We start from the raw sequence: 25,309 nt of genomic DNA on the forward strand, positions 1-25,309 counted from the left end.
TGAGCACCACCGCGGGCCGCCCGGCCTCCTACCGGCCGGGCGGCCCGGGCCGGCCCGCTCTTCCGGCACCACCCGCCGCCCACGCCTCGCCTCGCCCCGAACAGGACCCTCCATGCGCTCCGCCGCCCGCCAGAAGTCCGCGCTCGCCGTCACCGCCACCGCCCTGATCGCGCTCGCCGCCCCGCTGCTCACCGGTACCACCGCCTCGGCCGCCTCCGTCTCGACCTGGGACAAGGTCGCCCAGTGCGAGGCCAGCGGCAACTGGAGCATCAACACCGGGAACGGCTACTACGGCGGCCTCCAGATCTCGATGTCGACGTGGCGCGCCTTCGGCGGCACCGCGTACGCCTCGCGCCCCGATCTGGCGACCAAGCAACAGCAGATCCTGACGGGCGAGAAGATCCTGGCCGGTCAGGGCGAGGGTGCCTGGCCGTCCTGCGGCCCCGCCGCGGGCCTGGGCTCCGACCACGCCAACCCGTACCCGGCCGGCCCCTCCTATCCCGACCCGGCCTCGCTGCCGTCCGGGACGCTGGTGAAGTCGCCGAACGGCCCGGACGTGAAGGTGATGATCGCCGGCTCCGGCGTGCCGGTGGCCGCCTCCGACGTCACCCCCGACCACTACGACCTGGGCAAGATCGTGCTCGTGGACGGCGCGGCGTTCAACGCCCTGCCGAGCGCGCCCCCGGCCGGCACCGTGGTCCACGACCAGGCCGGCGGCGCCGACCGCTACGTGGTCGTCGACGGTGCCGCGCTGCTGATCGGCGGCACCGACTGGACGGCCGACGGCTACAACACCCGCGCCGACATGGGCGTCCCGACCGCCTGGCTGCAGCAGGCCGCCGAGCGCACCTTGGCCAACGGCCGCGTGGTGATGGCGCAGTCGGGCAACGACCCGGCTCGGTACGTGATGCTGAACGGCGCGGCCGTGCACATCTCGGCCGCCGAGTGGACGGCCAACGGCTACAACACCCGTTCCCTGATGGGTGTCCCCGGCGAGTGGCTGGGCTCCACCGTGGCCAAGCAGGTCGCCAACGGCACCGTGGTCAAGGACGCCTCGGGCACCGACGCCACCGTGTACGCCATGGCCGGCGGCGTGGCCGTGCCGCTGACCTACGCCGACTTCACCGGCCTCGGCTACGACAAGCGCCCGCTGGAGGCCGCGCCCGGCGAGTGGCTGAAGTCGGCCGCCGCCAAGGCCGCCCCCGCCGACGGCACCATGCTGCTCTCCCCCGACAGCAACACCGTCTGGCAGATCACCGCCGGCAAGAAGAAGGCCCTCACCGCCGACGCCTTCGGCCCCGGCAAGCTCGACTTCAACCACGTGGTCAGCGTCCCGACCGCCTTCACCGCCAAGTTCCCGACCGTCTGACCCCACCGCCGCTCCTTTCGGGCCGGCCTTCGCTCCCCGTCCGGAGCGGGGGCCGGCCCGCGCCGCGTCCACCGGTCGTGCTGCCTCGGGCCGTGCCGGTGAACCGGCTCTCAGGCGGGTACGGCGGCCTGCTCGGCCGCCCGGGCGGGGTGCCGGGCGCTCGTGAAGCCGCGGGCGACGAGCCGACCGGCCAGGGCCAACTCCCAGGCGAACACCGGGAGGGCGGTGAGGGCGCCCCAGCCGGACAGCTGCTCGTAGCGGCCGAGGAGCACGGCCACCGCCGAGGCGAAGATCAGCGGCCCGCCGATCAGCCCGAGGACGGCGACGGGCCGGGGCACCAGGCCCGAGCGGTACACCACGTACGCGATCACCGTCGTGTTGGCCCCGCAGACGAAGTTCGGCCCCAGCAGGAACGTCCAGTCGTGGACGGCGACCAGCGCCCCGGCGGTGGTGGTGAGGGCGGCCGCGTCCTGCCCGCCGGCCGCGTCCCGGCGGAGTGTCACCACCGCGAGGAGGGCGACGATGCCGACCGCGATGACGGCGGCCTCCAGGACGCGCAGGCCGAGGTAGCCGACGGCGCCGGCCTCGCTGTGGCGGCGCGCGACGGGGTACAGCGCGACGGCGGTGCCGACGATGCCGAGGACGAGCAGCACCTCCGACAGCGCGCCCAGCAGCACCCGGGTGTCGGGGCCCGGGCCGAGGACGAAGCCGGGGTCGTGCAGCACCGGGCCGTAGAGGGCGAGGCCGCCGATCGACGTGACGTGGGTGACGAAGAAGCAGATGCCTGCCGCTGTCGCGAGTCTTCTCGTTGAGGCCACCGTGGCTCCTTTGCCGAATGACGGACGGGCGGCCTCCCGACCACACGCAGGCCGCAGAGGTGTACGGCGTACACCTCTGCTGGGACGGTAAGGTGTACGCTGTACACCGGTCAAGGGGGTCCGGCCCGACAGGAGGCGGTCAGGAGATGGCCCAGCAGGCAGACGGCACACGGCGGACCCCGCTCACCAGGGACCGCGTGCTGCACACCGCCGTCGCCCTCGCCGATCGCGCCGGCATCGGGTCACTGAGCATGCGCAGCCTCGCCCAGGAGCTGGACGTCGTGCCGATGGCGCTCTACAAGCACGTCGCCAACAAGGAGCAGCTGCTCGACGGCATGGTCGACGTCATCGTCGGCGAGATCGACCCGCCCGCGGACGGCGCCGACTGGCGGAGCGCGGTCCGCGGACGCGTGCTGTCCGCCCGGCGGGCGCTGCTGCGCCACCCCTGGGCCTCCCAGGTCGTCGAGTCACGCACCGCCCCCACCCCGGGCACGCTGGACTACCTGGAGTCGGTGATCGGCATGTTCCGGGCCGGCGGCCTCTCCGCCGACCTCACCCACCATGCGATGCACGCCCTGGGCAGCCGGGTGTGGGGCTTCACCCAGGAGCTGTTCCACGGCCCGGGCGGCGACCCGCAGGCGCAGGCGGCCGCCCTCCGCGAGGCAGCCGACCGGTACCCCCGCATCGTCGAGATCGCCACGGCGGGGGCCCATGACGACGGGTCGGTGGTGGGCCGGGGCTGCGACGACCAGTTCGAGTTCGAGTTCGCCCTCGACCTGCTCCTGGACGGCTTCGAGCGGCTGCACCGGCAGGGCTGGACGTCCGCCGGGCACCGCTGACAGCCGCCCGGGCGCGGTCGGCGGACCGTCCCGGAGCCGCCGTCAGGCGGGGGTGGCGACGTCGAGGGTCCAGAGGAAGCCGCCCGCCGAAACGGGGGCGGCGCCGACGCCGGCGTCGAGGTAGCGGCAGTCGAGCATGTTGTCCTGGTGGTAGGAGTCGTCCATCCAGTCCTCGAAGACGTCGGCCGGGGACTTGCGGCGCTGGTCGATGTTCTCGCCCCAGGCGCGCCACCGGTAGCCCGTCGCGTTGATCCGCTCCTCGGGGCCGTTGCCCGAGCGGTCGATGTGGTCGAAGTAGCGGCGGGCGGCCATGTCCTCGGAGTGTCGCTGGGCCGCGGTGTGCAGCTTGGGGTCGATGCGCAGCGGCTTGCAGCCGCCCTTGGCCCGTTCGGCGTTGATCAGGTCGACGAGCTGCCGTTCGAGGCTGCGCGCCGTCGGGCTCGGGCTGGGGCTCGCCGACGGCGACGGCGCGGAGGGGCTGGGGGAAGCCGGGGAGGCGGACGGGCTCGACACCGGGGCGCTGAGGACGACGGCGTCGGGGGTGGGTGCGGCGATCGGCGGCGCGGGCGGCGGCGGTGCGTCGTCGGGGAGCGCCCGGACGACGCCCAGCACCGCTGCGGTGGCGGCGAGCACCCCGGCCGCCGTGACGGCGTGCCGGGCGACCCGGCCGAGGCCGCGGGCGCCGTGCGAGCCGGCGAGGTCGAGTGCGTGCTGTCCCAGGCCGGTGGACGGCGGGGTCGGCGGAACGGCGGCGGAGCCGAGGGTGCCCGGGTCGGCGAGGGCGGCGAGCCGGCCGGCGAACAGTTCCGGGCCGAGCGAGAAACCGTGCATCGGCACCACCAGGACGAGGCCGGCGAGCAGGCCCTCGGCGGGGACGAGGTCGCGGCCGACGCGCTCGCAGATGCGGCAGGAACGGAGGTGGCGGGCTATTCGCTTGCGCCACAGCGCGCTCGGACGGCCGTCCCAGGCTGCCGTGAGCTCCTCGATGCCGGGACAGCGGGGTTCGGCGGCCAGCGCACGGACGACCGTCCGGCCGACCTCCAGCTGCTCCTTCATCCGCTGCACCCGGACGGCCGTGTGCTGGGGCGACAGTTCCAGGGCGTTCGCGAGTTCGGTGCGGGTGATCCGTCCTGCCGCCTCCTGCCACCAGAGCGAGAGCAGGTCGCGGTCGCGGTCGTCCAGCCAGCGGGTCGCCTCGGTGACCTCGCGGCGCTGGCCGGAAAGCCCGAGGCGCAGCACGGTGAGGTCGACGAAGTCGCCGGCCGGGTCGGCGACGTGCACCATGCCGTCGAGGTCGGGGACGGGGCCGCTCTGCCGGGCCGTGCGGCAGCGGCGGACCTCGTTCATCGCGACCGCCACCAGCCAGGAGCGGAAGGAGGAGGTGTCGCGCAGACCGCCGAGGCCGCCGACCATGCGGATCATGGTCTCCTGGACGACGTCGTCGGTGTCGGAGTGTCCGTTCATGGCTCGGCCGACGATGTTGTAGACGAGCGGCAGGCAGTCGGCGACCAGCCGGTCGCGGGCCGTGTCGTCGCCGGCCCGGGCTGCTTCGACCACCGCGGTGTCCATTCCGCCTTCGCTGCCCATGCACTGTCCTCGCTCGTCCTGTTTCCACGGCCCCCACTGGACGGAGACCTGCACGGCCGGGGCGGATAACAGGATTTCCGAGTGATGTTCCCGGCCTGACCTTTTCCGTTATGGCACCCCGGGGCGCCGATCTCCCAGAGCGTCGGCACGCACAGCGCCGGCACCGACCGCAGCGGCACGAAGAGTGCCGGCGCAGACCCGCTCAGGAAGCAGACAGTATGAACGACGACTCCACGACCCGGTTCCCCCTCCCCCACCTCCCCGCGGAGGAGGGCCGGTACGGCGGCCCGGCCGCCCCCGGCGCAGGTCACGGCGGCGGGGCGCACCGCCGGCGCTCCCGGCGACGGGCTGCGGCGGGCGGGCGGCGGCGCACCCTGGCGGTCGCGGGGGCCGCGGCGCTGGTGCTGGGCTGCTCGGCGGTGTACGGACTGGCGGCCTCGGGCGGGACGGAGGGCGGGTCGACCGCCGCGGCGGAGCGCGTCCCGGAGCCGGTCGTGCTGTCGGCTTCGGCTGCCGTGCCGTCCGGGGGCACCGCCTCGGCCTCGCCGTCCCCGTCGGTCTCGCCGTCGGCGAGCGCGTCGCCCTCGGCCTCGGCCAGTGCCGCTCCGAAGTCCTCGGCGGCCTCCGCGCCGGCCGCCAAGCCGGGCGGGGCGGCGGCCGGGAGGGGCGGCGGGTCCGCGCCGGGCGGGGCGGCCGCGCCCACCGGGAAGGCCGCGCAGTTCGCCCGGGAGGTCACGGACCTGACCAACTCGGAGCGGGCGAAGGCGGGTTGCGGGCCGGTGGTGCTCGACGCCAAGGTGACGGCGGCCAGCACGGCGCACTCCGCGGACATGGTGGCCCGGCACTACTTCGAGCACGCCGACCCGGAGGGGCGGCACGCGGACAGCCGGCTGAAGGCGGCGGGCTACCGGCCGGGGGCGTGGGGCGAGAACATCGCGTACGGCCAGCCCGACCCGGCGGCGGTGATGGACGCCTGGATGCACAGCTCCGGCCACCGCGCGAACATCCTGAACTGCGACTTCAAGGTGATCGGCCTCGGCGTGGACTTCGGTGCGGGCGGCCCCTGGTGGACGCAGGTCTTCGCCTCCCCGGCGTGACCCGCACGACGGGCGCACGCGCACCGGCCCCGCCCGGATTCCCGGGCGGGGCCGGTGCGCGCAGCCGGATCAGGCGTCGGTCATCTTCGGCATCTCACCCTCGGTGCGACCCATGTCGATCACCGCGAAGGGGGCGTTCTGCGGGTCGGTGAAGGCGGCGAAGCGGCCGAACGGGCTGTCCATCGGACCGAACACCAGGCGGGCCCCGAGCTCGGTGGCCTTCGCCACGGCGGCGTCGCAGTCGCTGACGCCGAAGTAGACGCTGACGAAGGGCGGCACCTCGGCCGGGAAGTCCGAACCCATCTCCATCCGCCCGAGCACCGGGTTCTCGCCCACGTTGTAGACCCGGTAGTCGATCTCGCCGCCGGCCTCCATCTGCTGGGCGCGGTACGGGAACACCGCCGACAGGAAGGCGTCCGCGCGGGCGGGGTCGCGGGTGCACAGCTCCGCCCAGGCGTACGAGCCGGGCTCGCCGACCTTCTCGAAGCCCTCGTGCTTGTCCGCCTGCCAGATGCCGAAGACCGCTCCGCTGGGTTCGCGGGCGAGCGCCATGGTGCCGAAGTCGCCGACCTGCATGGGCTCCATCATGATCTCGCCGCCTGCGGCGCGGACCTTCTCCACGGTGGCGGCGGTGTCGGGCGAGGCGAAGTAGAGGCACCACGTGGAGGGCATCTCCTCGCCGGGCATCGGCGGGACGACCGCGGCGACCGCCTTGCCGTCCTTGTAGGCCTGCGTGTAGTTGCCGAACTCGGCGGCGGCCTCGCCGAAGGTCCAGCCGAGGACCGCGCCGTAGAACTCCTTGGCGCCCTCCACGTCGTGGAACATCGCATCCACCCAACAGGGGGTGCCCTCGGGTTGCACGGCCATGGTTCTCTTCCTCTCGGTCGGTGGGTGACGGGGTGCCGGGCCGGGCCGGGCCGGGCCGGGCCGGGTCAGCCCATGGTCCTGGCCCCGTCCAGGGACTCGCGGATGATGTCGGCGTGCCCCGCGTGCTGGGAGGTCTCGGCGAGGACGTGCAGCAGCACCCGCCGGACGGACCAGGTCGCGCCGGGCTTGAACCAGGGCGCCTCGGGCAGTGCGTGGGCGGCGTCCAGGTCGAGGGTGGCCACCAGCTCGTCGGTGCGGGCGGCGACCTGCTCGTAGGCGCCGAGCAGGCCGGCCAGCGTCTCGCCCTCGGCCATCTTGAACTGGCCCTCCCAGTCGACGGGTTCGCTGCGCATGGCGGCCGCGCCGCCGACCGCGAAGCGCATCCAGCGCTCCTCGACCCCGGCGACGTGCTTGATCAGACCGCCGAGGCAGAGCTCGCTGACGGTGGTGCGCTGCTTGGCCTGCTCGTCGTCGAGATCGCGGACGGTGTACCGGAGGAAGCCGCGGTGGGTGCCGAGGGCCTCCAGCAGGTCGGCGCGCTCCCGGGAGTGGTCGGCGCCGCCTGCGGCGGCTGCGGGCTGGTCGGTCATGCGGTCCTCCGTGTCAGGCGGGCACGGTCCAGCGCTGGGCGCCGGTGCCGTTGCAGTCCCACAGTTGCAGTCGGGTGCCGCTCGCGGTGCTGCTTCCGGGAACGTCCAGGCAGCGACCGGAGGGCGGGTTGAGAAGTGAGCCGTCTGCGCGCGCCCACCACTGCTGCGCGCCGGTGCCGTTGCAGTCCCAGAGCTGGACGGCGGCGCCGTTGAAGACCGAACTGCCGTCGACATCGAGGCACTTGCCGAGGGCGCGCAGGGTGCCGTCGGAAGCGGTGGTCCACTGCTGGGCGGTGCTGCCGTTGCACTCCCGGAGCTGGACGGCCGTCCCGCTGGCCGTCGAACTCCCCTCCACGTCCGCACACTTGCCGCCGAGGCCGGCGATCGCACCGGTGGCCGGGCGGGCCGGGCCGACGTCGAAGGACGGCGGGGCGTCCTCGCGGGCGCTCCCCCAGGCCGGGTCGGGGGTCTCGGAGAGCGTGTAGGCGAGCGTGCCTCCGCGGCGGACGAAGTCCTCGCTCAGCCAGGGCCGGGTACTTGCGGTGCCGTCCACGGTGAGGGCGTGCACGTAGCGGGCGGACCCGGAGGCGCCCGGCGCGTCCAGGTCGATCACCGCACCGTTGCCGCGGCGGACGGTGACGGACGGGAACAGCGGGCTGGCCAGCACGAGTTCGGCGCGGCCGGGAGCCTGCGGGTACATCCCGAGCGCGGCCCACACCACCCAGGCGGACATCTGCCCCAGGTCGTCGTTGCCGGGCTCGCCGTCCGGGGTGTCGGCGAACAGCCCGGTCAGCGCCCGCCGCACCACGTCCTGGGTGCGGTACGGGCGGCCGGCGTAGGCGTACGCCCACGGGACGTTGGACGAGGGCTCGTTGCCGAGGTAGGCGTGCTCGGAGTCGGGGCCGCCGTTGAGTTCGGCGAAGAAGTCGTCCAGCCGGCCGGCCACGGCCGCGTCGCCGCCCATCGCGTCGAACAGCCCGCGGTGGTTGTACGGCACCATCCAGGTGTACTGGGCGGCGCTGCCCTCCACGAAGTGGTCCTGCTGGGCCGGCCGGAAGTCCGGCCAGGAGTGGTCGGTGTCCCGTGGCTGGATCCGGCCGCTGCCGCTGTTGATCAGGTTGCGCCAGTTCGCGGAGCGGTGCAGCAGGGTGTCCCGGGCGGCGGTGTCGCCGATCCGGTCGGCGAGCTGGGCGAGGGCGAAGTCGGCGCTGGTGTACTCCAGGGTGGTCGCCGCCGAGCCCCAGATCCCGCCGGCGTCGGCCGGGATGAAGCCGATGGTGTCGTACGGGCCGTGGCCGGGGCGCTGCCGGGTGTCGCGGCTGCCGGCCGTGGCCGTCCGCAGCAGGCCGGCCGCGTCGAAGTCGGTGCCTCCGAAGGCCTGGATGCTCGCGGCGATGATCGGCAGCGGGTCGCCGACCATGACGCCGGTACCGCCGTTGGCCAGCGTCCAGCGGTCGAAGTAGCCGGCGCTCGCGCCCTGGTCGGCGACGGACTGGGCGATGTCGGCGGCGCGGGCCGGGTCGAGCAGGGCGAGCAGCTGCACCTGGGAGCGGTAGACGTCCCAGCCGGAGAAGTCGGCGTACTGGGTGTGGCCGGGCCGGGCGGTGCGGATCTTCCCGTCGAAGCCGGGGTAGCGGCCGTCGGTGTCGCTGATCGCGCTGGGGTGGAGCAGCGCGTGGTAGAGCGCGGTGTAGAAGATGCGCCGCTGGGCGGTGGTGCCGCCGTCGACGGCGATCCGGCCGAGCAGGTCGTTCCAGGCGGCGCGGGCCGCCGCGCGGAGTTCGTCGAAGGCGGCGCCGCGCTGTTCGGCGATCATGTTGGCGCGGGCGCCTTCGGCGCTGACGAAGGAGATGCCGACCCGGGCGGTGACGGTGCGGTCCGCGCCGGTGTCGAAGGAGACCAGGGCCTGGGCGCCGGAGGCGGCGCGCTGCCGGTCGGGGTGCTGGTCGCCGCCGCTGCCGGTGCGGCGCTCCCGGGCCTCGGCGGTGCGGGCGGGCTGCGGGGCGATGCCCCCGCTCGTGCCGGTGGCACTGCGCCGGCCGGTGTCGACGGTGCCGCTGCCGTCGGCCGCCGCGCGGACGATCCCGGCGCTGCTGAACGGCCGGTCGAACTGGGCGTGGAAGTAGACCCGGTAGCGGTTGCCGGTACCGCAGAAGCCGCCGCTCTCCGTCCAGCCGGAGAGCGTGTCGGTGCCGATGCTGATCGAGCCGTTGGCGTCGTTGAAGGCCTTGCCGGCGTCGACGGTGAGCGAGGCGGTGTGGCCCGCGGGGTAGCTGAAGCGCGCGATGCCGGAGCGCTGGGTGGCGGCGAGCTCGGTGCGCAGCCCGTTCTTGAAGGTGACGGCGTAGGAGCCGGGGGCGGTGGTCTCGTCGGCGTGCGAGAAGTCGGAGTGGGCGACCGGGCGGCCGTCGAGCACCGGCATGAAGGGGGTGGTGCCGTAGTCGCCGCAGCCGGCGCCGGAGATGTGGGTGAGGCTGAAGCCGGCGATCCGGTGGTCGTCGTAGAAGTAGCCGCCGTGCTGGTAGGTGGCGGTGTCGGGGCTCCACTGCACCATGCCGAACGGCACCGAGGCGCCGGGGAAGGTGTTGCCGGCGCCTCCGCCGTTGCCGAAGTCCGGTGCGCCCTGCTTGGTGCCGACGTACGCGTTGACGTACTGGGCCGGGTCGGCGACGGTCACCCGGCCCGGCGGCGCCGCGCCGGCCGGCGGCGCCGCGGCGCCCGCCAGCAGCGCGGCACCGGCGCCGAGGGCGAGCGCGGACGTGGTGAATCTGGATCGGTGCACGGAGCCTCCTGCGACCCGCCGTCAGCCTGGGATGCGTGGTGAGCGCGGCCCGGGACCGCGGCCGGCGGCGCGGCGGGACCGCACGGACGAACAGGTCGGCCCCGGCCGGTACGGGGAGTACCGGCCGGGGCCGAACATCTGCTCGTCGGTTCATCGTGCGGTCCGCACGGCGGCGGCTCCGGCGGCGACAGGCCGGCTGTCGCCCGCCCGGCGCAATCGCGGAGGCGTTCGATGGACCGTCAGGAGGACGTCTCGACGACCGCCTTGCGCCGCCGGTGCACCACCTGGGCGGCGACGAGGGCCACCGCGGCGGCGACCAGCGAGAGCACCATCTGCATCCGGCCGTCGTGGGTGGTGAACATGTACGCCACCACGAAACCGATCATTCCGATGGTGGCCCAGGTGAGGTACGGGTACAGCCACATCCGGACGGTGAGCTTCTCCGGGGATTCCCGCTCGATGATCTTTCGCATACGCAGCTGCGATATGCAGATGACCAGCCAGACGAAGAGCGCGACGGCGCCGGAGGAATTCAGCAGGAACTTGAAGACGGTGTCCGGGAACTCGTAGTTGAAGAACACCGCGACGAATCCGAAGACCACCGAGGCGAGAATGGCGGTGAGCGGGACGCCGCGGCCGGTCACCTTGGCGAAGGCCTTCGGCGCGTCGCCGCGCTGCCCGAGCGAGAAGGCCATCCGGGAGGCGGTGTACATGCCGGAGTTCAGGCAGGAGAGCACCGCGGTGAGCACGATCAGGTCCATCAGCGGGGCCGCGCCGGGGATGCCGACGTACTTGAGCACCGCGACGTACGGGCTGTCGAGGACGTCCGCGGAGTCCCAGGGCAGCAGGGTGACGATGATGGCGATCGAGCCCAGGTAGAAGACGCCGATGCGCCAGATCACGCTGTTGGTGGCCTTGGTGACGGCCCGCGCCGGGTCGGGCGACTCGCCGGCGGCCAGGGTGACGATCTCGCTGCCCATGAAGGCGAAGACGACGGTCAGCATGCCGCTGAAGACGGCGCCGACGCCGTTCGGCAGGAAGCCGCCGTGGTCGAGCAGGTTGGCGGTGCCGACCGCCTCGGTGTGCGGCAGCACGCCGAACACCGCGAGGCCGCCGACCACCAGGAAGGCCGCGATCGCGACCACCTTGATGCCGGCGAACCAGAACTCGAACTCGCCGTAGGAGGCGACCGAGAACAGGTTGGTGGCGGTCAGGACGACCATGACCAGCAGGGCGAAGCCCCACTGCGGCACGTCCGGCACCCAGCCGTGCAGGATCTTCGCGCCCGCGGTGGCCTCCACGGCGAGCACGACGACCCAGAAGAACCAGTACAGCCAGCCGATGGTGAAGCCGGCCCAGCGGCCCAGCGCGCGGTCCGCGTAGGCCGAGAAGGAGCCGCTCTGCGGGTCCGCGGCGGCCATCTCGCCGAGCATCCGCATCACCATGACGACCAGCGCGCCGGCCAGTGCGTACGAGAGCAGGATGCCCGGGCCGGTGGCGGCGATGCCGGCGCCGGAGCCGACGAAGAGGCCGGCGCCGATGACGCCGCCGATGGCGATCATCGACAGGTGGCGGTTCTTCAGTCCGGCCTTCAGGTGGCCGTCCCCGGCCGCTCCCGGCGGGGTGGGCGGGGCGGCCTGGGAAGGCGTGCGCGAGCGCGTCGTGGTGTCCGGGCTCATGGTGTTCTACTGCCTCTCCGGTGCGGCGGGGGTCGGCCGCACACCCGCAGGAACGTAGCCCGGACTTCGGATTCTGGTAACCCCGGAAACTGATTCTGCGCGATTCTCAGAGCTTTATTTGAGCTTCGGGGAATGAATTCCGGCAGCTGCTGACAGCTCTACCCGCAGGTCACCGGGAATTGCCGCACCCGGGTCGGCGCAGCGCATCCTGCCGCTCCGCGGCCGGTCGCCGGCGCACCACCGGGGGGCGGGTTGCGGAACGGCGCCGCCGGCGGGCTGCGACGATGAAGGGGACCTGACCGACCGCCGCACCCTGGGGCCGCCCCGATGAGTGTCACCGTCCACCTCGCGCAGCAGCCGGAGGCCGACGCGCTGCTCGGCCGCAGCCCGCTGGCCGCGCTCACCGGCATGCTGCTGGACCAGCAGATCCCGATGGAGTGGGCGTTCACCGGCCCGTACACCATCGCCACCCGGCTCGGCGCCGACGACCTGGACGCGCACCGCATCGCCGCCGCCGACCCGGAGGAGTTCGCCGCGCTGCTGTCGCAGAAGCCGGCCGTGCACCGCTACCCGGGCTCGATGGCCAACCGGGTGCAGCAGCTCTGCCAGTACCTGGTGGAGCACTACGAGGGCGACGCCGCGGCCGTCTGGCGGGACGCCCCCGACGGCCGGGAGCTGCTGAAGCGGCTGAACGCGCTGCCCGGTTTCGGCAAGCAGAAGGCGCAGATCTTCCTCGCCCTGTTGGGCAAGCGGTACGGGGTCGCCCCGGAGGGCTGGCGCGAGGCGGCCGGCCCGTACGGCGAGGAGGGGTCCTTCCGCTCGGTCGCCGACATCACCGGGCCGGAGTCGCTGGCGCGGGTCCGCGCCTTCAAGCAGGAGGCGAAGGCCGCCGCGAAGGCCGCGAAGGGCTGACCGGCCCATGCGCCCGTCCGGCGCCGGCCGCGAATTCGGGCGACACGGGGCGAACGGGTTGTTGGCGTGCGGCCCATGCGCGCTCTGACCGAGTCCGAGATCCGCGAGTCCTTCGTCAACTGTTCGAAGGGCGAGTCCCGCCGACTGCCCGTCCCGCGTGACCTGGCCGAACGGCCCTGGTCGGACCTGGACTTCCTCGGCTGGCGGGACGGCGGCGCGCCGGACCGCTGCTACCTGGTCGCCGACCGGCCCGACGGCCCGGTCGGCATCACCCTGCGGGTGCCGCAGGGCCCGCGCCGCAGCCTGACCAGGTCCAACTCCTGCTCGCTGTGCATCACCACGCACGCGGGCTCGGGCGTCGCACTGCTGGCCGCCCGCCGGGCCGGCGCGGCCGGCCGGGAGGGCAACACGGTCGGCACCTACATCTGCGCCGACCTGGCCTGCTCGCTGTACGTGCGCGGGCTCAGGAAGTCCGCGCTGGTGAGCCGGCCGGACGAGTCGCTGCCGCTGGAGGAGCAGATCGCCCGGACGGTCGGCCGGCTGGACGACTTCCTGGCGAAGGTGCTCGCGGCCTGACCCGCCCGGCCCCCGCTGCCGCGCGGGTCAGCTGCTCGCGTACTCCACGGTCAGCAGCGCCCGCGCCACGGTGTGGAAGGTGATGTTGAAGCCGACCACCGCGGCCGGGGTGTCGGGGGTGAGCCCGAGCGTGGGCACGTCCAGCGCGTGCACCGCGAAGACGTAGCGGTGCGCCGGGCCGGGCGGCGGGGCCGCGCCGTCGTACTTGTGGCCCGGGAAGTCGTTGCGGGCGTGGAAGGCGTCGCCGGGCAGGGTCGCGTCGGAGGCGCCCGCGCCGCGGGGCAGCTCGGTGGTGCCGGCCGGCAGGTCGAGGGCCAGCCAGTGCCACCAGCCGGAGCCGGTCGGCGCGTCCGGGTCGTAGCAGGTCACCGCGAAGCCGCGGGTCTCGGGCGGGAAGCCGGACCAGGCGAGGTGCGGCGACTCGTTGCCGTGGGCGTACACGTGGGCGTCGGGCATCACCGCGCCCTCGGCGAGGTCACGGCTGGTCAGCTCGAAGGCGGGCACCTTCGGCAGGAAGTCGTACGGCAGGGGCGGACGGAGCGTCATGAGCCGGGCACCTTCTCCTTCGTCGCGCTGCAGGGGCGTCGGTACACCGGCAGTCTAGGGAGCCGACTGCGCCGCCGCGGCCGCTCCCAGCGGGGTGTCGGTGCGGCCGAGGTCGAGCGGCAGGTCGAAGTGGTTGCGGCCGGCGGCGACCGCCGTCTCCACCCGGGCCCCGGCCCGGCGGGCGGCGGCCGCGAACTCCTCCTGCTGGCGGCCGAACTCGCCCGTCTCGTGCTCGCCGCGGACGAGCAGCAGCGGCGGCAGCGCCGGGCCGTCCGCGAGCAGGTGCAGCGGGCTGTTGCGGCGGGCCGCCGCGGCGTCCAGGCCGAGCGCGTCGTTGACGTAGGTGAGGGAGATCGGCTCCAGGTCGTAGATGCCGCTGAGCAGCACCGCGTCGTTGACCCGGCGGCCGCTCGGCGCGGCCGGGCCGAGCAGGGCCATCGCGGCGAGGTGGGCGCCGGCCGAGCTGCCGCTCAGCTGGACGCGGCCCGGGTCGACGCCGAGCTCCTCGGCGTGGTCGAGCAGCCAGTGCACGGCCCTCCGGACCTGGTCGACGATCGCGTCCAGCGGCCAGTCGGGGGCCAGCCCGTAGCCGACCGCGGCGTAGGCGGTGCCGCGGGCGGTGAAGTCGGGCGCGGCGAAGGCGGAGTCGGTCTTGTCCAGCTCCTGCCAGTACCCGCCGTGCACGAAGACGTGCAGCGGCGCGCCGGCCTCCGGGGCCCGGCCCTGCGCGGGGAAGAAGTCGATCAGCTCCGGCCCGGCCGGCCCGTAGCGCAGGTCACGGCGGACCTCCAGGGCCCGGTAGGCGGCCGCGCTCCGCCCGGTGTACGCGGCCAGCTCCACCGCGATGTCCTCGACGCAGCTGCTCGGCGAGTACTCGCGTGCCAGCTCGTCGTGGTCGAAGTCCCGGTACACCGGCGCCATGCCCGCCCTCGCTCGTCAGGTCCCGTTACGATCCGTCAGGTATAGACCAATGCCGGGTGCCGGGCTAGCGTGGGAAGCGCATGCCGCCGCACCCGCACCGCCTGCCCCGGAGCCGCCCCGTGGAGTCGTCCGTCCTCGCCTTCGCCACCGACCTGCTGGACGAGGGCGCAGACAGCTTTTTCGGCCACCTTACCGACCGGGCCGGCGTCGGCGGCCTGACCCTCGCCTCGGTCTACCACGAGGCCCGCGACGTCTTCCCGCACAACCCGCGCCGCGTGGTGCGCCACCTGGAGCCTGGCGCCGCCTACTTCCGCCCGGACCCGGCCCGCTGGGCCGGCCACCGGCTCGTCCCGACGCCGTCCACCGCGATCGGCGACCGTGACCCCTTCGCCGAGGCCGCCGCCGAGGCCGGGCGCCGCGGCCTCAGACTGAACGCCTGGACGGTCTTCTGCCACAACGACCGGCTCGGCTTCCTCCACCCGGACTGCGCCCCCGCCAACGCCTTCGGCGACCGCCACCTCACCGACCTCTGCCCCGCCAACCCCGAGGTCCGCCACTACGCCCGCACCCTGGTCGAGGACCTCGGCCGCTACGGCGTCGACGCGATCCGCGCCGAGTCCCTGCACTTCCACGGCCTGCGGCACGGCCACCACCACGAGCGCTACTTCGAGGAGCTCGGACACGTCGCCGAGGCCCTGCTCGGCATCTGCTTCTGCCCGCACTGCCTGGCCGCCGCCACCGCCGCGGGCGTCCCCGCCGAGGAGGTCCGCCGGGCCGTCCGGGAGGAGCTGCGGGCCCGGCTCGCCGACGAGAAGCGGGCCGCCGAACCGGCCGCCCTGGACGAGTTCGCCGACGGCGCACTCGCCGCCTACCTGGACTCCGCCACCCGCACCGTCACCACGCTCGCCGCCGAGCTCGCCGCCACGGCAACCGCCGGCGGCATGCGGCTGACCTTCATGGACGGCGCCGGGCCCGGCCGCGGCTGGCTCTCCGGCATCGACCTCCCCTCGCTCGCCGGAGCCGCCCACCAGATCGAGACCCTCGGCTACGCGCGCACCCCGGAGGCCGTCCGCGAGAAGGTCGCCGCCTTCGCCCTGCACGGCGTGCGGCCGGAGGCCATGGCGGTCGTCCTCCGCCCCATGGCCGAGGACTGCGACGGCCCGGCGAACCTGGCCGCCAAGATCGCCGTCCTGCGCGAGCTGGGCGTCCCGGAGGTGGAGTTCTACCACTACGGCCTGATGCGGCTCTCCTCACTGGACCGCATCGGCGCCGCCCTGATGCCCTGAGGGGCTACCCGCCTTCGACGACGACCCCTACCTGCGGCGGCGGGAGGTGCCGAACAGGCTGCGGGTGGTCTCGCGGCCGAGCTGGGTGCCCGCCGATCGCGCGAAGGACTTCAGGGCCGGGTCGCGCAGCAGCGAGCCCAGCAGCCCGCCCTCCTCCTCCTGCCCGGCCGGCGATCGACACCGCGGCGCCTCGCGGGGCTCCGCCACCGGCTCCTCCCGCGCCGGGGCCGGGCGGCCAGCTTCTCGAACGCCGACTCCCGGTCGATCGCGTCCCGGTAGCGCGGCGCCAGCGGCGAGCCGTCCACCGCGGCCCGCAGCGCCGCGGGCTCCAGCGGTCCCATCAGGGACTGCGGCGCCCGCAGCCGGGTGGCCGCCACCGGCGTGGGCGCCCCGCGCTCGGAGAGGACCGTCACCACGGCCTCGCCGGTGCCCTGCCCGCCCAGTGCGTAGAACTCGGTCGGGCAGCCCTGCGGCGTCCACTGCTGCCCGACCTCGGCGGCGCGGGCGGTGACCCGGTCGCCGGGCGTGCCCGGGGCGGCGATGCCGGAGACGTCGCCCTTGATGTCGGCCAGGAACACCGGCACGCCCTGGGCGGAGAGCTGTTCGGCGATCAGCTGGAGGGTCTTGGTCTTGCCGGTGCCGGTCGCGCCGGCGACCAGCCCGTGCCGGTTGAGCACGCCCAGCGGGATGCGCACCCGGGCCGCGGGAAAGGCGGTGGCGCCCTCCGTCGCGGCGCCGAGCTCGAGCGCGGGGCCGCTGAAGGCGTACCCGTCGGCGATCACCCGGACGGCGGAGGGCAGGTCCGCGGCGCCGGGGTTGTGGGGGTCGGTCATCTCGGCGGGCTCCCGGACAGAGCTGGCAAAAGGGGTACGACCCATCAAACCGCCGCACTCGGACCCGGACCGGTAGCGCCGCGCTTGCTGCGCCCCCCGCGCGCATGACGGTAGGCTTTCCGTGTGATCTTCAAGCGCATCGGCAACGGGCGGCCGTACCCGGATCACGGCCGGACCAGCACCCGCCAGTGGGCGGACGTCGCGCCGCGTCCGGTGCGGCTGGACCAGCTGGTCACCACCAAGGGTCAGCTCGACCTCGAAACGCTCCTCGCGGAGGACTCCACCTTCTACGGGGACCTCTTCGCCCATGTGGTGAAGTGGCACGGCGACCTCTACCTGGAGGACGGTCTGCACCGCGCGGTGCGGGCCGCGCTGCAGCAGCGCCAGGTGCTGCACGCGCGTGTGCTCGAGATGGACTGACCGGCATCGGACCGGACACGACCACCCTCCCGCCGGCCCTCGCGCACGGCTCCGGACGGCGCCGGTACATCCTTTCGGGTGCCCGGGTACTCCAGATGATGATCATTTAGTACCTTCACAGCAGCTGTAGCACTAATCTGCTGACCAACGGCCGATTTCCCGGCGTACGCCCCTTTTTTGGCCGCACCCGAGACCGAGCCTGTCCTGGCACGAGGGGGACACCGACGTGAGCATGCTGACCCCCCAGGGACTGAAGGGGAAGCAGTACCGGGTCACCGGCAACTCCTACCCCCGCCTGGGCCGCCCGCCCCGCAGGAGCCGCAAGGTGCTGGCCGTCCTCGGCACCCTGCTCGCGCTCTCTCTGATCGCCCTCGGCGGTGTCCAGCTGGTGGACGTCTTCCGCGGGCGGCACGCCTCCGCGCAGGCGTGCCCGACCTCCGGCACCTCCGGCAAGCCGCTGGCCGCCCCGGCCTCCGACGCGGCGTCCGCCGGGGCCTCGCCGGCACCCGGCGCCACCAGTACGGCCGTGCCCCAGCCGCAGGCCGTGACGGTGAACGTCTACAACGCCACCGACAAGTCGGGCATGGCCGCCCGCACGGCGGAGGAGCTGAAGAAGCGCGGCTTCACCGTCGGCCAGGTCGGCAACGCGCCGGCCGCGCTGGACAAGAAGGTGCCCGGCACCGTCCAGGTGATCAGCGGCCCGGCCGGCCTGGGCGCCGCGACGCTGCTCGGCTCGCAGGTGGCGAGCGCGTCCAAGACCGCCGACACCCGCACCGACGCGACCGTGGACTTCGTGATCGGCGACAGCTTCGCCGCCCTGCTCGACCCGGCCCAGGCGGCGGCCGCCCTGGCCGAGGCCACCAAGCCGTCCCCGACCCCCTCCCCGCAGCCCGGCTCCTGCTGAGCACCGCGGACCGCGCCGCAAGCCCGCACGACAGCCGAAGGGCCCCGCTCCTCCCGGGAGGAGCGGGGCCCTTCGGGCAGGTCGGGCCGGTCAGCCCGCGGTGCCGTACAGCCGGTCGCCCGCGTCGCCGAGGCCGGGGACGATGTAGCCGTGCTCGTTGAGGCGCTCGTCCAGGGCCGCGGTCACGATCCTGACGGGCTGGTCGGCCAGCTCCTTCTCGACCACCTCGACGCCCTCCGGGGCGGCCAGCAGCACCACGCCGGTGACGTCGGTGGCGCCGCGCTCCAGGAGCATCCGGATCGCGGCGACCAGGGTGCCGCCGGTGGCCAGCATGGGGTCGAGGACGTAGACCTGGCGGCCGGAGAGGTCGTCGGGCATCCGGGTCGCATAGGTGGACGCCTCCAGCGTCTCCTCGTTGCGGACCATGCCCAGGAAGCCGACCTCGGCGGTCGGGAGCAGCCGGGTCATCCCGTCCAGCATGCCGAGGCCGGCCCGCAGGATCGGGACGACCAGCGGCCGCGGGTGGCTCAGCCGGGTGCCGGTGGTGACGGCGACCGGAGTGGTGACCTCCACCTGCTCGGTCCGGACGTCCCGGGTGGCCTCGTAGGCGAGCAGGGTGACCAGCTCGTCGGTGAGGCGGCGGAAGGTCGGCGAGTCGGTGCGCTCGTCGCGCAGGGTGGAGAGCTTGTGGGCGACCAGGGGGTGGTCGACGACGTGGAGACGCATGTCTCGACGATAACGGCCTGGGGCACATGCGTACGACTCGCCGGGGAACGGCCCGGAACCAGGTGTGACGGCGGGCGAACCGGGGAAGCCGAACCGAGACCTTCCGCGTGGTATCAAGCGGACACTTCTGGGAAAGTCGGACCGTATGAAGAGCAACCCGGACACCGGGGCCGGCTCGACAGGCGAGTCCGGGCCCGACGCCCCCGAGACCGAGGCCCAGCGCCGCAAGCGCCGCGCCGTGTTCCTCCGCGAGCTCGCGGAAGCGCGCGAGCTGCGGGCCCGGGTCCAGCCCAGGCGCACCAAGGAGCGGCGGATGCGCGAGGCCATGCGGATGCGAACCTTCCGGATCTGACGCGGGAGCTCCCGACTCGTCGGCCGCCGACCAGCCATTCCGACACGACCTGCAAAGACGCGCTGCCGAACACCCCCCGCAGCGCCGGGCTTTCTGTCACGATGCCGGAGGGACGGTCCGAACAGCGGACCGCCTCTGGCGCGGGGGCGGCCAGACCGCGTTCGCCCGAGATCGCCTACAGCCGAGACCAATCTTGGGAGTGTCCCTGGTGGCGTACTTCGCTGCAGTGCTTGCTCGCACCGATGGCGGGTGGGATGTGAGCGAGACGGAACTCGACGACGTCGAAACCCTGGCCGACCTGGCCGACCTGGCCCGCGAGGCCGCTCAGGACGACGACAGCGTCCTGGTCTTCATCGAACAGGAGGACGCCTGGTTCGGCGTCGTCCGCGTGGACGGTGAGGACGACCCGCGCATCTTCGTCTCCGACGGCGCCGCCGCGGCGCGCAGTTCGTACGGCTCGGTGCTGACCGACGAACTGATCGACGCGGAGGACTTCGACGACCTCGACGTCCTCGTCGCGGACGTCGAGGAGGACGACGAGGAGGCGGCGGCGGAGTCCGGCGAGGACGCCGACGACGAGGACGCCGACGGCCCGATCGGCGCCCAGGCCGGTCCGCTCGGCGACTCCGACCTGCTCGCCGACTTCGGGCTCTCCGCCCGGGAGCTGCTGGCGCTGGCCGGCGAAGGGGCCGTCCCCGGCGACGCGCTCGCCGAGATCGCCGATGCGCTCGGCGCCGGCGAGGTGCTGGAGGCCGTTCGGTAGCGGTCGTGCCGGTGCCCGACACTGGTGCCATGCAGTCCGCACCTGCCCCGCAGATCACCCCCCTGCCCGCCCCCGTCCGCCCCGACCCGGTACGCGACCGGTGGAAGGACCTGATGCGCCTCGCCATGGACGAGGCGGCACTGGCCACCGCCACCGGCGACGTACCGGTCGGGGCGCTCGTGCTCGGGCCCGGCGGCGAGGTGATCGGCCGCGGCCACAACGTCCGCGAGGCGGACGGCGACCCCACCGGGCACGCCGAGGTGGTGGCCGTCCGGCAGGCCGCCGCGGCCGTCGGCGAGTGGCGGCTGAGCGGCTGCACCCTGGTCGTCACGCTGGAGCCGTGCACCATGTGCGCCGGCGCCATCGTGCTCTCCCGGATCGACCGCGTGGTCTACGGCGCCCTCGACCCCAAGGCCGGTGCGGCCGGCTCGCTCTTCGACGTGATGCGCGACCGCCGACTCAACCACCGGCCGGAGGTCGTCCCCGGCGTCCTCGCCGACGAGTGCTCGGCACAGCTGCTCGCGTTCTTCGAGACCCAGCGCTGAATACGGATTTCGTGACCGCCCGATCCGTCCGGTAGAGTCTCCCTCGGTAGCGTGTCCGAGCGGCCAAAGGAGCACGCCTCGAAAGCGTGTGTGGGGGCAACTCCACCGTGGGTTCGAATCCCACCGCTACCGCTTCTCCGAAGGGCCCCGACCTCAGCGGTCGGGGCCCTTCGTCGTGCACTGCTCGTCGTGGACCGCCCCGGAGCGGCCGCCCGGGCGGCGGTGGCGGAGTGTCAGGCGTGCGAAGGGCCGCCGGGTCGGTGACCCGGCGGCCCTTCGGAGTCGGAGGGGGCGCGGCCTCGGGGGGAGGGGCCGCGCCCCCGTCGGGTCTCCCACCACCGGCGCCGCGTCAGGGGGAAGCAGCGGCGCCCGGTCCCACAGCGGGGAGTCCCGGTTCCCAGCACCGGGGATTCCTGCCAGATCCCGCGGCACACCTCCATCGTGCGGCACCGGGCGGTGCCGGGCACCCGTACAAAGCCCCCACTCGCGGGGACCTTCGTCCCGGGGAGTGAACACCGCCCTCACCCGATGGGCCGTCCGGTGGATAAGCTGCGCAGCAGCGGAGGGGCGTCCGGGGAGAGCGGGGGCGGCCCGTGGCAGGGAGGCAGGCCAGTTCGATGGCTCAGGCGAAGAAGATCGGCATGTATCTCCTGCTCATCTTCGTGATCTACACGATCATCACCTCACCGACCAGGGCGGCGGAGCTGGTGCAGTCCGGGTTCGTAGGCATCTCGGACGCGGCGAAGGCGGTCGGGACGTTCATGACCGGGCTGGTGAACTGAGGCCGGCCGGCGAGCGGCTACCGTGGCGGGGTTCGTCCACCCTCTTCAGCTAGGAGCGGCATCGTGATCCGGCACCTGGTCCTGTTCAAGCTCAACGACGGCGTCTCCCGGGACGACGAGCGGGCGATCGCCGGCGCGAAGGCGTTCGAGGAGCTCGGCCCGCAGATCCCGGAGCTGCGCGAGTGGGAGTGCGGCTGGAACACCACCGTGCGCGACATCGCCTACGACTACGCGATCAACAGCCTGGTCGAGGACCGGGACGCGCTGCAGTCGTACCTGACCCACCCGGCCCACCAGGCCGCCGCCGGGCAGTGGCGGGAGTTCGCCACCTGGGTGATCGCCGACATCGAGGTCTGATCCCCCGCCCAGAACATCGCATACGCACTACCCCTGCGGCCCTCCGCCCCTACCCCGGGCGGAGGGCTCGGTGCGTTCCTGGGCCGCACCACTGTCAGCCAACACGCGTACGAGTGGTGCTTGCCGCCGCTGTGGACGACTTGTGATGCTATGACCAGTTTTGCCGGATCTGGCGAGGTGGTGAGCGCGGCCGGACCGCCCGGAGGGCGGCCGAATCGCAGATGCCGACTCTGGGAGGGGTGACGTGTCCGTGCGGACACAGGACAGCGCGCGGGGCACCGACGGGGAGCAGTCCGCCCCGCAGCCCGCGGAGAGCCTCGTCGCGGAGCTGAAGGCCGCCGGGCTGAGGGACCGCCAGAACGGCACCCGCACGCCCGTGGACGTCCGCACGCTCACCCGGGTCCTGTTCGAGCGGCTCGCCGAGCTGCCCCCCGACGCCCCGGAGCGGGAACGCGTCCGGGCGGCCCTGATCGAGATCAACATCCCGCTGGTCCGGTACGCCGCCACCCGGTTCCGTAGCCGCAGCGAGCCCATGGAGGACATCGTCCAGGTCGGCACGATCGGGCTGATCAACGCGATCGACCGGTTCGACCCCAGCCGCGGGGTGCAGTTCCCCACCTACGCACTGCCGACCATCCTCGGCGAGATCAAGCGGTACTTCCGCGACAACGTCCGCACCATGCACGTGCCGCGGCGGCTCCAGGAGCTGTGGGTGCAGGTCAGCGGCGCCATGGAGGAGCTCACCGTCACCCACGGGCGGGCGCCCAAGGTGCCGGAGATCGCGGCCAGCCTGCGCATCCCCGAGGAGGACGTCCGCGCCTGCCTGGACGCCGGCCGGGCGTACAACGCCGCCTCGCTGGAGGCCGCGCAGGAGCACGAGGGCGGCCTCGCCCTGCTCGACCGGCTCGGCTACGAGGACTCCGCGCTGGCCGACGTCGAGCACCGCGACATGGTGCGCCACCTGCTGGTGCAGCTGCCCGAGCGGGAGCGGCGGATCATCATGCTGCGGTTCTTCGCCAACCTGACGCAGTCGCAGATCTCCACCGAGCTCGGGATGTCCCAGATGCACGTCTCGCGGCTGCTCTCGCGCATCCTCACCCGGCTGCGGACCGGCAACTCCTGGGAGGAGTGAGCCCCCGCGGGGGTCGCGCCGCGTTACCGCCGTGTGACATCTCGCAACGGCCGGGTTTGCCGGGGCCGGTGGGCCGGTATGGGGGTGGAGGGAGGGCGCGTCGGCGGGAACCACGCACTGGTGGTGCCCGTTGAACAGTCAGTCACGAGGGGGTGGGGCGCGTGTCCGGAGAGCCGCCGGTCGGTGCGGTCGTCGAGGAGATCCCTGTGGAGCGGGTGGCCGCCGTGCGGGCCGTGGTGCAGGCGATCCCGCGCCAGCAGGGCGCACCGCAGGAAGGCAGCGATACGGCTGCGGCGCAGGAGGCCGGGCCGGCGCCGGGCGGCGGCGGGCAGCCGCTGGTGGGCGACCGCCCGCTGGACACCCGGACGCTCTCGCGTTCGCTGTTCCGGCGGCTGGCCGCCCTGGAGCCGGGCGGCGAGGAGCACGCCTACGTCCGGGACACGCTGATCGAGCTCAACCTGCCGCTGGTGCGGTACGCCTCGGCGCGGTTCCGCAGCCGCAACGAGCCGATGGAGGACATCGTCCAGGTCGGCACGATCGGGCTGATCAAGGCCATCGACCGGTTCGACCCGGACCGCGGGGTGGAGTTCCCGACCTTCGCCATGCCCACCGTGGTCGGCGAGATCAAGCGCTTCTTCCGGGACACCAGCTGGTCGGTGCGGGTGCCGAGGCGGCTGCAGGAGCTCCGGCTGGCCCTCACCAAGGCCGGCGACGAGCTGGCGCAGAAGCTCGACCGCTCCCCCACCGTCGCCGAGCTGGCGGTCTGCCTGGGCGTCAGCGAGGAGGACGTCGTCGAGGGCCTCGCCGTCGGCAACGCGTACACCGCCAGCTCGCTGGACTCCGTCCCCGGCGAGGAGGACGGCGAGGGGCCGCTCGCCGACCGGCTGGGCTACGACGACCTGGCGCTGGAGGGCGTGGAGTACCGCGAGTCGCTGAAGCCGCTGCTGGCCAAGCTCCCGCCGCGCGAGCGGCGGATCATCATGCTGCGGTTCTTCGGCAACCTGACGCAGTCGCAGATCGGCGAGGAGATCGGCATCTCGCAGATGCACGTCTCCCGGCTGCTGACCAGGACCTTGGCACAGCTCCGGGCCGGCCTCACCGCGGAGGGCTGACCGGGGCGACGGCTGTCCGACGCCCTGCCCGCGGCACCGGCCGGGGCGGGGCGGCCGGCGCTGCGCAGGCCGGGGGCAGATGTGACGGCAGCACGGGCCGAGCCGTGTTCCGATACTGGCCCGCATCCGAATTGCGCAGTTCCCCGCGCCCCTTGTGGGACACCCCTGGCTTTGAAGACGCGTCCCGGAGCTCCTGGGTCAGGAGAGCAGGTTGGCCCGCAGTCCGTCGAGCACCGCACCGTCCAGGCCGAGGCCGTCCCGCCAGAAGTCCTGGAAGGTCGGCCAGCCGGCCGCGACCTCCTCGAAGGCGGCGTCCAGGTAGCCGCGGTCGGCCCGGAAGACGGGCAGCAGCAGCGCGGGCTCCTCCATCAGGCCGCGGGTGCCGAAGCTGTCGACGACGTGCTCGACGATCGCGGCGGTGCGCTCGTTGGTGAGCAGGTAGTCCTCGTACACGGTGTCGCGGTCGACGCCGAGGGCGGTGAGCACCAGGGCGGCCGTCCAGCCGGTGCGGTCCTTGCCGGCCGAGCAGTGGAAGAGCAGCGGGGTGCCGTCCGGCTCGGCGAGCAGCCGGATCACCGTGGCGAAGCGGTCGCGGGCGACGGCGTCGGTGACGAACCAGCGGTAGAGGCCGACCATCATCGCCTCCGCCTTGCCGTGGCCGAGCAGGGCGCGCTGCTTGTCGGCGTCCCGGTCGGCGAGGGCGTTGCGCAGGGCGACGTAGATGTCGAAGTCGCGGGCGAAGACCGGCAGGTGGTGCAGCGTGATGCCGTCGGCGGCGGTGCGCTCGACGGTGACCGGGGTCGCGGACAGCTCCGCCGCGGAGATCTCGGCGGTGGGCAGGCCGGGCACCCGGTCCGGGCCCGCCTCGCGGACCTCGTCGAGGCTGCGCAGGTCGACGATCTGCCGCAGGCCGTGGTCGGCGAGGGCCTGCAGGTCGTCCTCGGTGAGGCGGTTGAGCGCGTCCGCGCGCAGCGCAGCACCGGGCCGCACCGTCCGGCCGTCGGCCGTCCGGTAGCCGCCCAGGTCGCGGGCGTTGACCGCGCCTCTCAGGCCCAGGCTGCGAGCGGTCTCGGTGGGCTGGGTCACGGCGGCGGCCTCCTGTGGCGCGGTGGTGCGGCGGGCGCGGGCCCGATCAGTCTAGGGACCGCCCCGTCCGGCGGGATCCGCGTGCCCGTCCCCTGCCTACTTGACGGCGAGCCAGACCACGCCGCCGATGACGAGGAGGGCCAGCACCACGGCGGCGATGATCGCGCCGCTGCGGTTGGAGCTGGTGCCGTAGGTGTTCACGGAGCCGGGAGCCTGCGGAGCCGGGGTCTCGTCGACGAACGCCCGGAACATCTGGGTGCTGCCGGCGGGGTCGTAGTCGTTGTCAGCCATGGCAGGGACTCTAGCCAACCCGGCCGCCCGCGGAACAGCCCGGACCCCTGGGCGAGGGGATCTCCACAGGCTCCCCCCACCTGCGCGTGCAACGCCCGTGCGACAGGATCGTGAACTCGTACCGGGCCGCGGAATGG

At 73.7% G+C, this 25,309-nt stretch carries 27 protein-coding genes, 1 tRNA gene and 1 pseudogene; 16 read left to right on the top strand and 13 right to left on the bottom strand.

Annotation, left to right across the window (positions count from 1 at the left end):
• Nucleotides 1–112: 112 nt before the first annotated feature.
• On the top strand, nucleotides 113–1,369 hold the full coding sequence (locus tag AB0M03_RS16560) for a transglycosylase family protein (RefSeq protein WP_363492224.1): 1,257 nt from the start codon (nucleotides 113–115) through the stop codon (nucleotides 1,367–1,369).
• Nucleotides 1,370–1,479: 110 nt separating this feature from the next.
• Here AB0M03_RS16560 and AB0M03_RS16565 read toward each other — a convergent pair whose 3' ends face one another.
• Nucleotides 1,480–2,187, bottom strand: coding sequence for a DUF4386 domain-containing protein (locus AB0M03_RS16565; RefSeq protein ID WP_363492225.1), 708 nt, complete (start codon nucleotides 2,185–2,187; stop codon nucleotides 1,480–1,482).
• 146 nt (nucleotides 2,188–2,333) lie between these two features.
• Here AB0M03_RS16565 and AB0M03_RS16570 point away from each other — a divergent pair, with 146 nt between their 5' ends.
• A complete protein-coding gene (locus tag AB0M03_RS16570; protein WP_363492226.1) occupies nucleotides 2,334–3,026 on the top strand; it encodes a TetR/AcrR family transcriptional regulator in 693 nt (230 codons plus the stop codon).
• Nucleotides 3,027–3,068: 42 nt separating this feature from the next.
• Here AB0M03_RS16570 and AB0M03_RS16575 read toward each other — a convergent pair whose 3' ends face one another.
• Together AB0M03_RS16575 and AB0M03_RS16580 are read right to left on the bottom strand one after the other, a co-directional pair.
• Nucleotides 3,069–4,613 (bottom strand): sigma-70 family RNA polymerase sigma factor, encoded by a 1,545-nt coding sequence (locus AB0M03_RS16575; RefSeq protein WP_363492227.1) that lies wholly within the window; start codon nucleotides 4,611–4,613, stop codon nucleotides 3,069–3,071.
• 307 nt (nucleotides 4,614–4,920) lie between these two features.
• Nucleotides 4,921–5,349 (bottom strand): hypothetical protein, encoded by a 429-nt coding sequence (locus AB0M03_RS16580; protein ID WP_363492298.1) that lies wholly within the window; start codon nucleotides 5,347–5,349, stop codon nucleotides 4,921–4,923.
• 4 nt (nucleotides 5,350–5,353) lie between these two features.
• Between AB0M03_RS16580 and AB0M03_RS16585 the strand changes: the two genes are divergently transcribed.
• Nucleotides 5,354–5,710 (top strand): CAP domain-containing protein, encoded by a 357-nt coding sequence (locus AB0M03_RS16585; protein WP_363492291.1) that lies wholly within the window; start codon nucleotides 5,354–5,356, stop codon nucleotides 5,708–5,710.
• A 69-nt stretch (nucleotides 5,711–5,779) separates the two neighbouring features.
• Here the strand turns inward: AB0M03_RS16585 and AB0M03_RS16590 are convergent, their stop codons facing one another.
• The 4 genes from AB0M03_RS16590 to AB0M03_RS16605 form a co-directional block, all read right to left on the bottom strand.
• Nucleotides 5,780–6,577, bottom strand: coding sequence for a VOC family protein (locus AB0M03_RS16590; RefSeq protein WP_363492229.1), 798 nt, complete (start codon nucleotides 6,575–6,577; stop codon nucleotides 5,780–5,782).
• A gap of 65 nt (nucleotides 6,578–6,642) precedes the next feature.
• Nucleotides 6,643–7,167 (bottom strand): DinB family protein, encoded by a 525-nt coding sequence (locus AB0M03_RS16595; protein ID WP_363492230.1) that lies wholly within the window; start codon nucleotides 7,165–7,167, stop codon nucleotides 6,643–6,645.
• 13 nt (nucleotides 7,168–7,180) lie between these two features.
• Nucleotides 7,181–9,949: a lectin gene (locus AB0M03_RS16600; RefSeq protein ID WP_363492231.1), complete on the bottom strand. Its 2,769-nt coding sequence runs from the start codon at nucleotides 9,947–9,949 to the stop codon at nucleotides 7,181–7,183.
• A 239-nt stretch (nucleotides 9,950–10,188) separates the two neighbouring features.
• A complete protein-coding gene (locus AB0M03_RS16605; RefSeq protein WP_363492232.1) occupies nucleotides 10,189–11,628 on the bottom strand; it encodes an amino acid permease in 1,440 nt (479 codons plus the stop codon).
• Nucleotides 11,629–11,955: 327 nt separating this feature from the next.
• Here AB0M03_RS16605 and AB0M03_RS16610 point away from each other — a divergent pair, with 327 nt between their 5' ends.
• Both AB0M03_RS16610 and AB0M03_RS16615 read left to right on the top strand, forming a co-directional pair.
• Nucleotides 11,956–12,540, top strand: a complete 585-nt coding sequence (locus AB0M03_RS16610) for an HhH-GPD-type base excision DNA repair protein (RefSeq protein WP_363492233.1) — start codon at nucleotides 11,956–11,958, stop codon at nucleotides 12,538–12,540.
• Between the two features lie 75 nt (nucleotides 12,541–12,615).
• On the top strand, nucleotides 12,616–13,116 hold the full coding sequence (locus AB0M03_RS16615) for an FBP domain-containing protein (RefSeq protein ID WP_363492234.1): 501 nt from the start codon (nucleotides 12,616–12,618) through the stop codon (nucleotides 13,114–13,116).
• Between the two features lie 27 nt (nucleotides 13,117–13,143).
• On the opposite strand, the gene AB0M03_RS16620 is transcribed toward AB0M03_RS16615, so the two are convergent.
• Together AB0M03_RS16620 and AB0M03_RS16625 are read right to left on the bottom strand one after the other, a co-directional pair.
• Entirely contained in the window at nucleotides 13,144–13,662 is a 519-nt protein-coding gene (locus AB0M03_RS16620) for a YbhB/YbcL family Raf kinase inhibitor-like protein (protein ID WP_363492235.1), read from the bottom strand.
• Between the two features lie 54 nt (nucleotides 13,663–13,716).
• Nucleotides 13,717–14,583, bottom strand: a complete 867-nt coding sequence (locus AB0M03_RS16625; protein ID WP_363492236.1) for an alpha/beta hydrolase — start codon at nucleotides 14,581–14,583, stop codon at nucleotides 13,717–13,719.
• Nucleotides 14,584–14,702: 119 nt separating this feature from the next.
• Here AB0M03_RS16625 and AB0M03_RS16630 point away from each other — a divergent pair, with 119 nt between their 5' ends.
• A complete protein-coding gene (locus tag AB0M03_RS16630; RefSeq protein ID WP_363492237.1) occupies nucleotides 14,703–15,869 on the top strand; it encodes a hypothetical protein in 1,167 nt (388 codons plus the stop codon).
• 27 nt (nucleotides 15,870–15,896) lie between these two features.
• On the opposite strand, the pseudogene AB0M03_RS16635 reads toward AB0M03_RS16630, so the two are convergent.
• Nucleotides 15,897–16,702, bottom strand: a pseudogene (locus tag AB0M03_RS16635) (helicase HerA-like domain-containing protein).
• A gap of 123 nt (nucleotides 16,703–16,825) precedes the next feature.
• Here AB0M03_RS16635 and AB0M03_RS16640 point away from each other — a divergent pair.
• Together AB0M03_RS16640 and AB0M03_RS16645 are read left to right on the top strand one after the other, a co-directional pair.
• Complete coding sequence (locus AB0M03_RS16640) at nucleotides 16,826–17,122, top strand: type II toxin-antitoxin system VapB family antitoxin (protein ID WP_030273186.1); 297 nt, start codon at nucleotides 16,826–16,828, stop codon at nucleotides 17,120–17,122.
• A 232-nt stretch (nucleotides 17,123–17,354) separates the two neighbouring features.
• Complete coding sequence (locus AB0M03_RS16645; RefSeq protein ID WP_363492292.1) at nucleotides 17,355–18,026, top strand: LytR C-terminal domain-containing protein; 672 nt, start codon at nucleotides 17,355–17,357, stop codon at nucleotides 18,024–18,026.
• A gap of 90 nt (nucleotides 18,027–18,116) precedes the next feature.
• On the opposite strand, the gene upp is transcribed toward AB0M03_RS16645, so the two are convergent.
• Nucleotides 18,117–18,752 carry a uracil phosphoribosyltransferase gene (gene upp, locus AB0M03_RS16650; protein WP_363492238.1) on the bottom strand — a complete coding sequence of 212 codons (636 nt, stop codon included), beginning with the start codon at nucleotides 18,750–18,752 and terminating at the stop codon, nucleotides 18,117–18,119.
• 145 nt (nucleotides 18,753–18,897) lie between these two features.
• On the opposite strand from upp, the gene AB0M03_RS16655 reads away from it, so the two are divergent.
• From AB0M03_RS16655 to AB0M03_RS16690, 8 genes are all read left to right on the top strand, one after another.
• Nucleotides 18,898–19,104, top strand: coding sequence for a hypothetical protein (locus tag AB0M03_RS16655; RefSeq protein ID WP_363492239.1), 207 nt, complete (start codon nucleotides 18,898–18,900; stop codon nucleotides 19,102–19,104).
• A 208-nt stretch (nucleotides 19,105–19,312) separates the two neighbouring features.
• Nucleotides 19,313–19,867, top strand: coding sequence for a hypothetical protein (locus AB0M03_RS16660; protein ID WP_363492240.1), 555 nt, complete (start codon nucleotides 19,313–19,315; stop codon nucleotides 19,865–19,867).
• Nucleotides 19,868–19,896: 29 nt separating this feature from the next.
• Entirely contained in the window at nucleotides 19,897–20,412 is a 516-nt protein-coding gene (gene tadA / locus AB0M03_RS16665) for a tRNA adenosine(34) deaminase TadA (protein WP_363492241.1), read from the top strand.
• Between the two features lie 45 nt (nucleotides 20,413–20,457).
• Nucleotides 20,458–20,544, top strand: a tRNA-Ser gene (locus AB0M03_RS16670).
• Nucleotides 20,545–21,053: 509 nt separating this feature from the next.
• The gene (locus tag AB0M03_RS16675; RefSeq protein ID WP_179419212.1) at nucleotides 21,054–21,194 is read left to right on the top strand and encodes a hypothetical protein; all 141 of its coding nucleotides are present in this window, start codon (nucleotides 21,054–21,056) and stop codon (nucleotides 21,192–21,194) included.
• A gap of 63 nt (nucleotides 21,195–21,257) precedes the next feature.
• Nucleotides 21,258–21,551 carry a Dabb family protein gene (locus AB0M03_RS16680; protein WP_363492242.1) on the top strand — a complete coding sequence of 98 codons (294 nt, stop codon included), beginning with the start codon at nucleotides 21,258–21,260 and terminating at the stop codon, nucleotides 21,549–21,551.
• Between the two features lie 328 nt (nucleotides 21,552–21,879).
• The gene (locus AB0M03_RS16685) at nucleotides 21,880–22,683 is read left to right on the top strand and encodes an RNA polymerase sigma factor SigF (RefSeq protein ID WP_363492293.1); all 804 of its coding nucleotides are present in this window, start codon (nucleotides 21,880–21,882) and stop codon (nucleotides 22,681–22,683) included.
• Nucleotides 22,684–22,898: 215 nt separating this feature from the next.
• On the top strand, nucleotides 22,899–23,795 hold the full coding sequence (locus AB0M03_RS16690; protein WP_363492294.1) for an RNA polymerase sigma factor SigF: 897 nt from the start codon (nucleotides 22,899–22,901) through the stop codon (nucleotides 23,793–23,795).
• A gap of 198 nt (nucleotides 23,796–23,993) precedes the next feature.
• Here AB0M03_RS16690 and AB0M03_RS16695 read toward each other — a convergent pair whose 3' ends face one another.
• Nucleotides 23,994–24,881, bottom strand: a complete 888-nt coding sequence (locus AB0M03_RS16695) for a tyrosine-protein phosphatase (protein ID WP_363492244.1) — start codon at nucleotides 24,879–24,881, stop codon at nucleotides 23,994–23,996.
• Nucleotides 24,882–24,977: 96 nt separating this feature from the next.
• A complete protein-coding gene (locus tag AB0M03_RS16700) occupies nucleotides 24,978–25,172 on the bottom strand; it encodes a hypothetical protein (RefSeq protein ID WP_363492245.1) in 195 nt (64 codons plus the stop codon).
• Between the last annotated feature and the right edge of the window lie 137 nt (nucleotides 25,173–25,309).

Origin of the sequence: Kitasatospora sp. NPDC051914 (genome assembly GCF_040680995.1) — a bacterium.
Lineage (GTDB): Bacteria > Actinomycetota > Actinomycetes > Streptomycetales > Streptomycetaceae > Kitasatospora.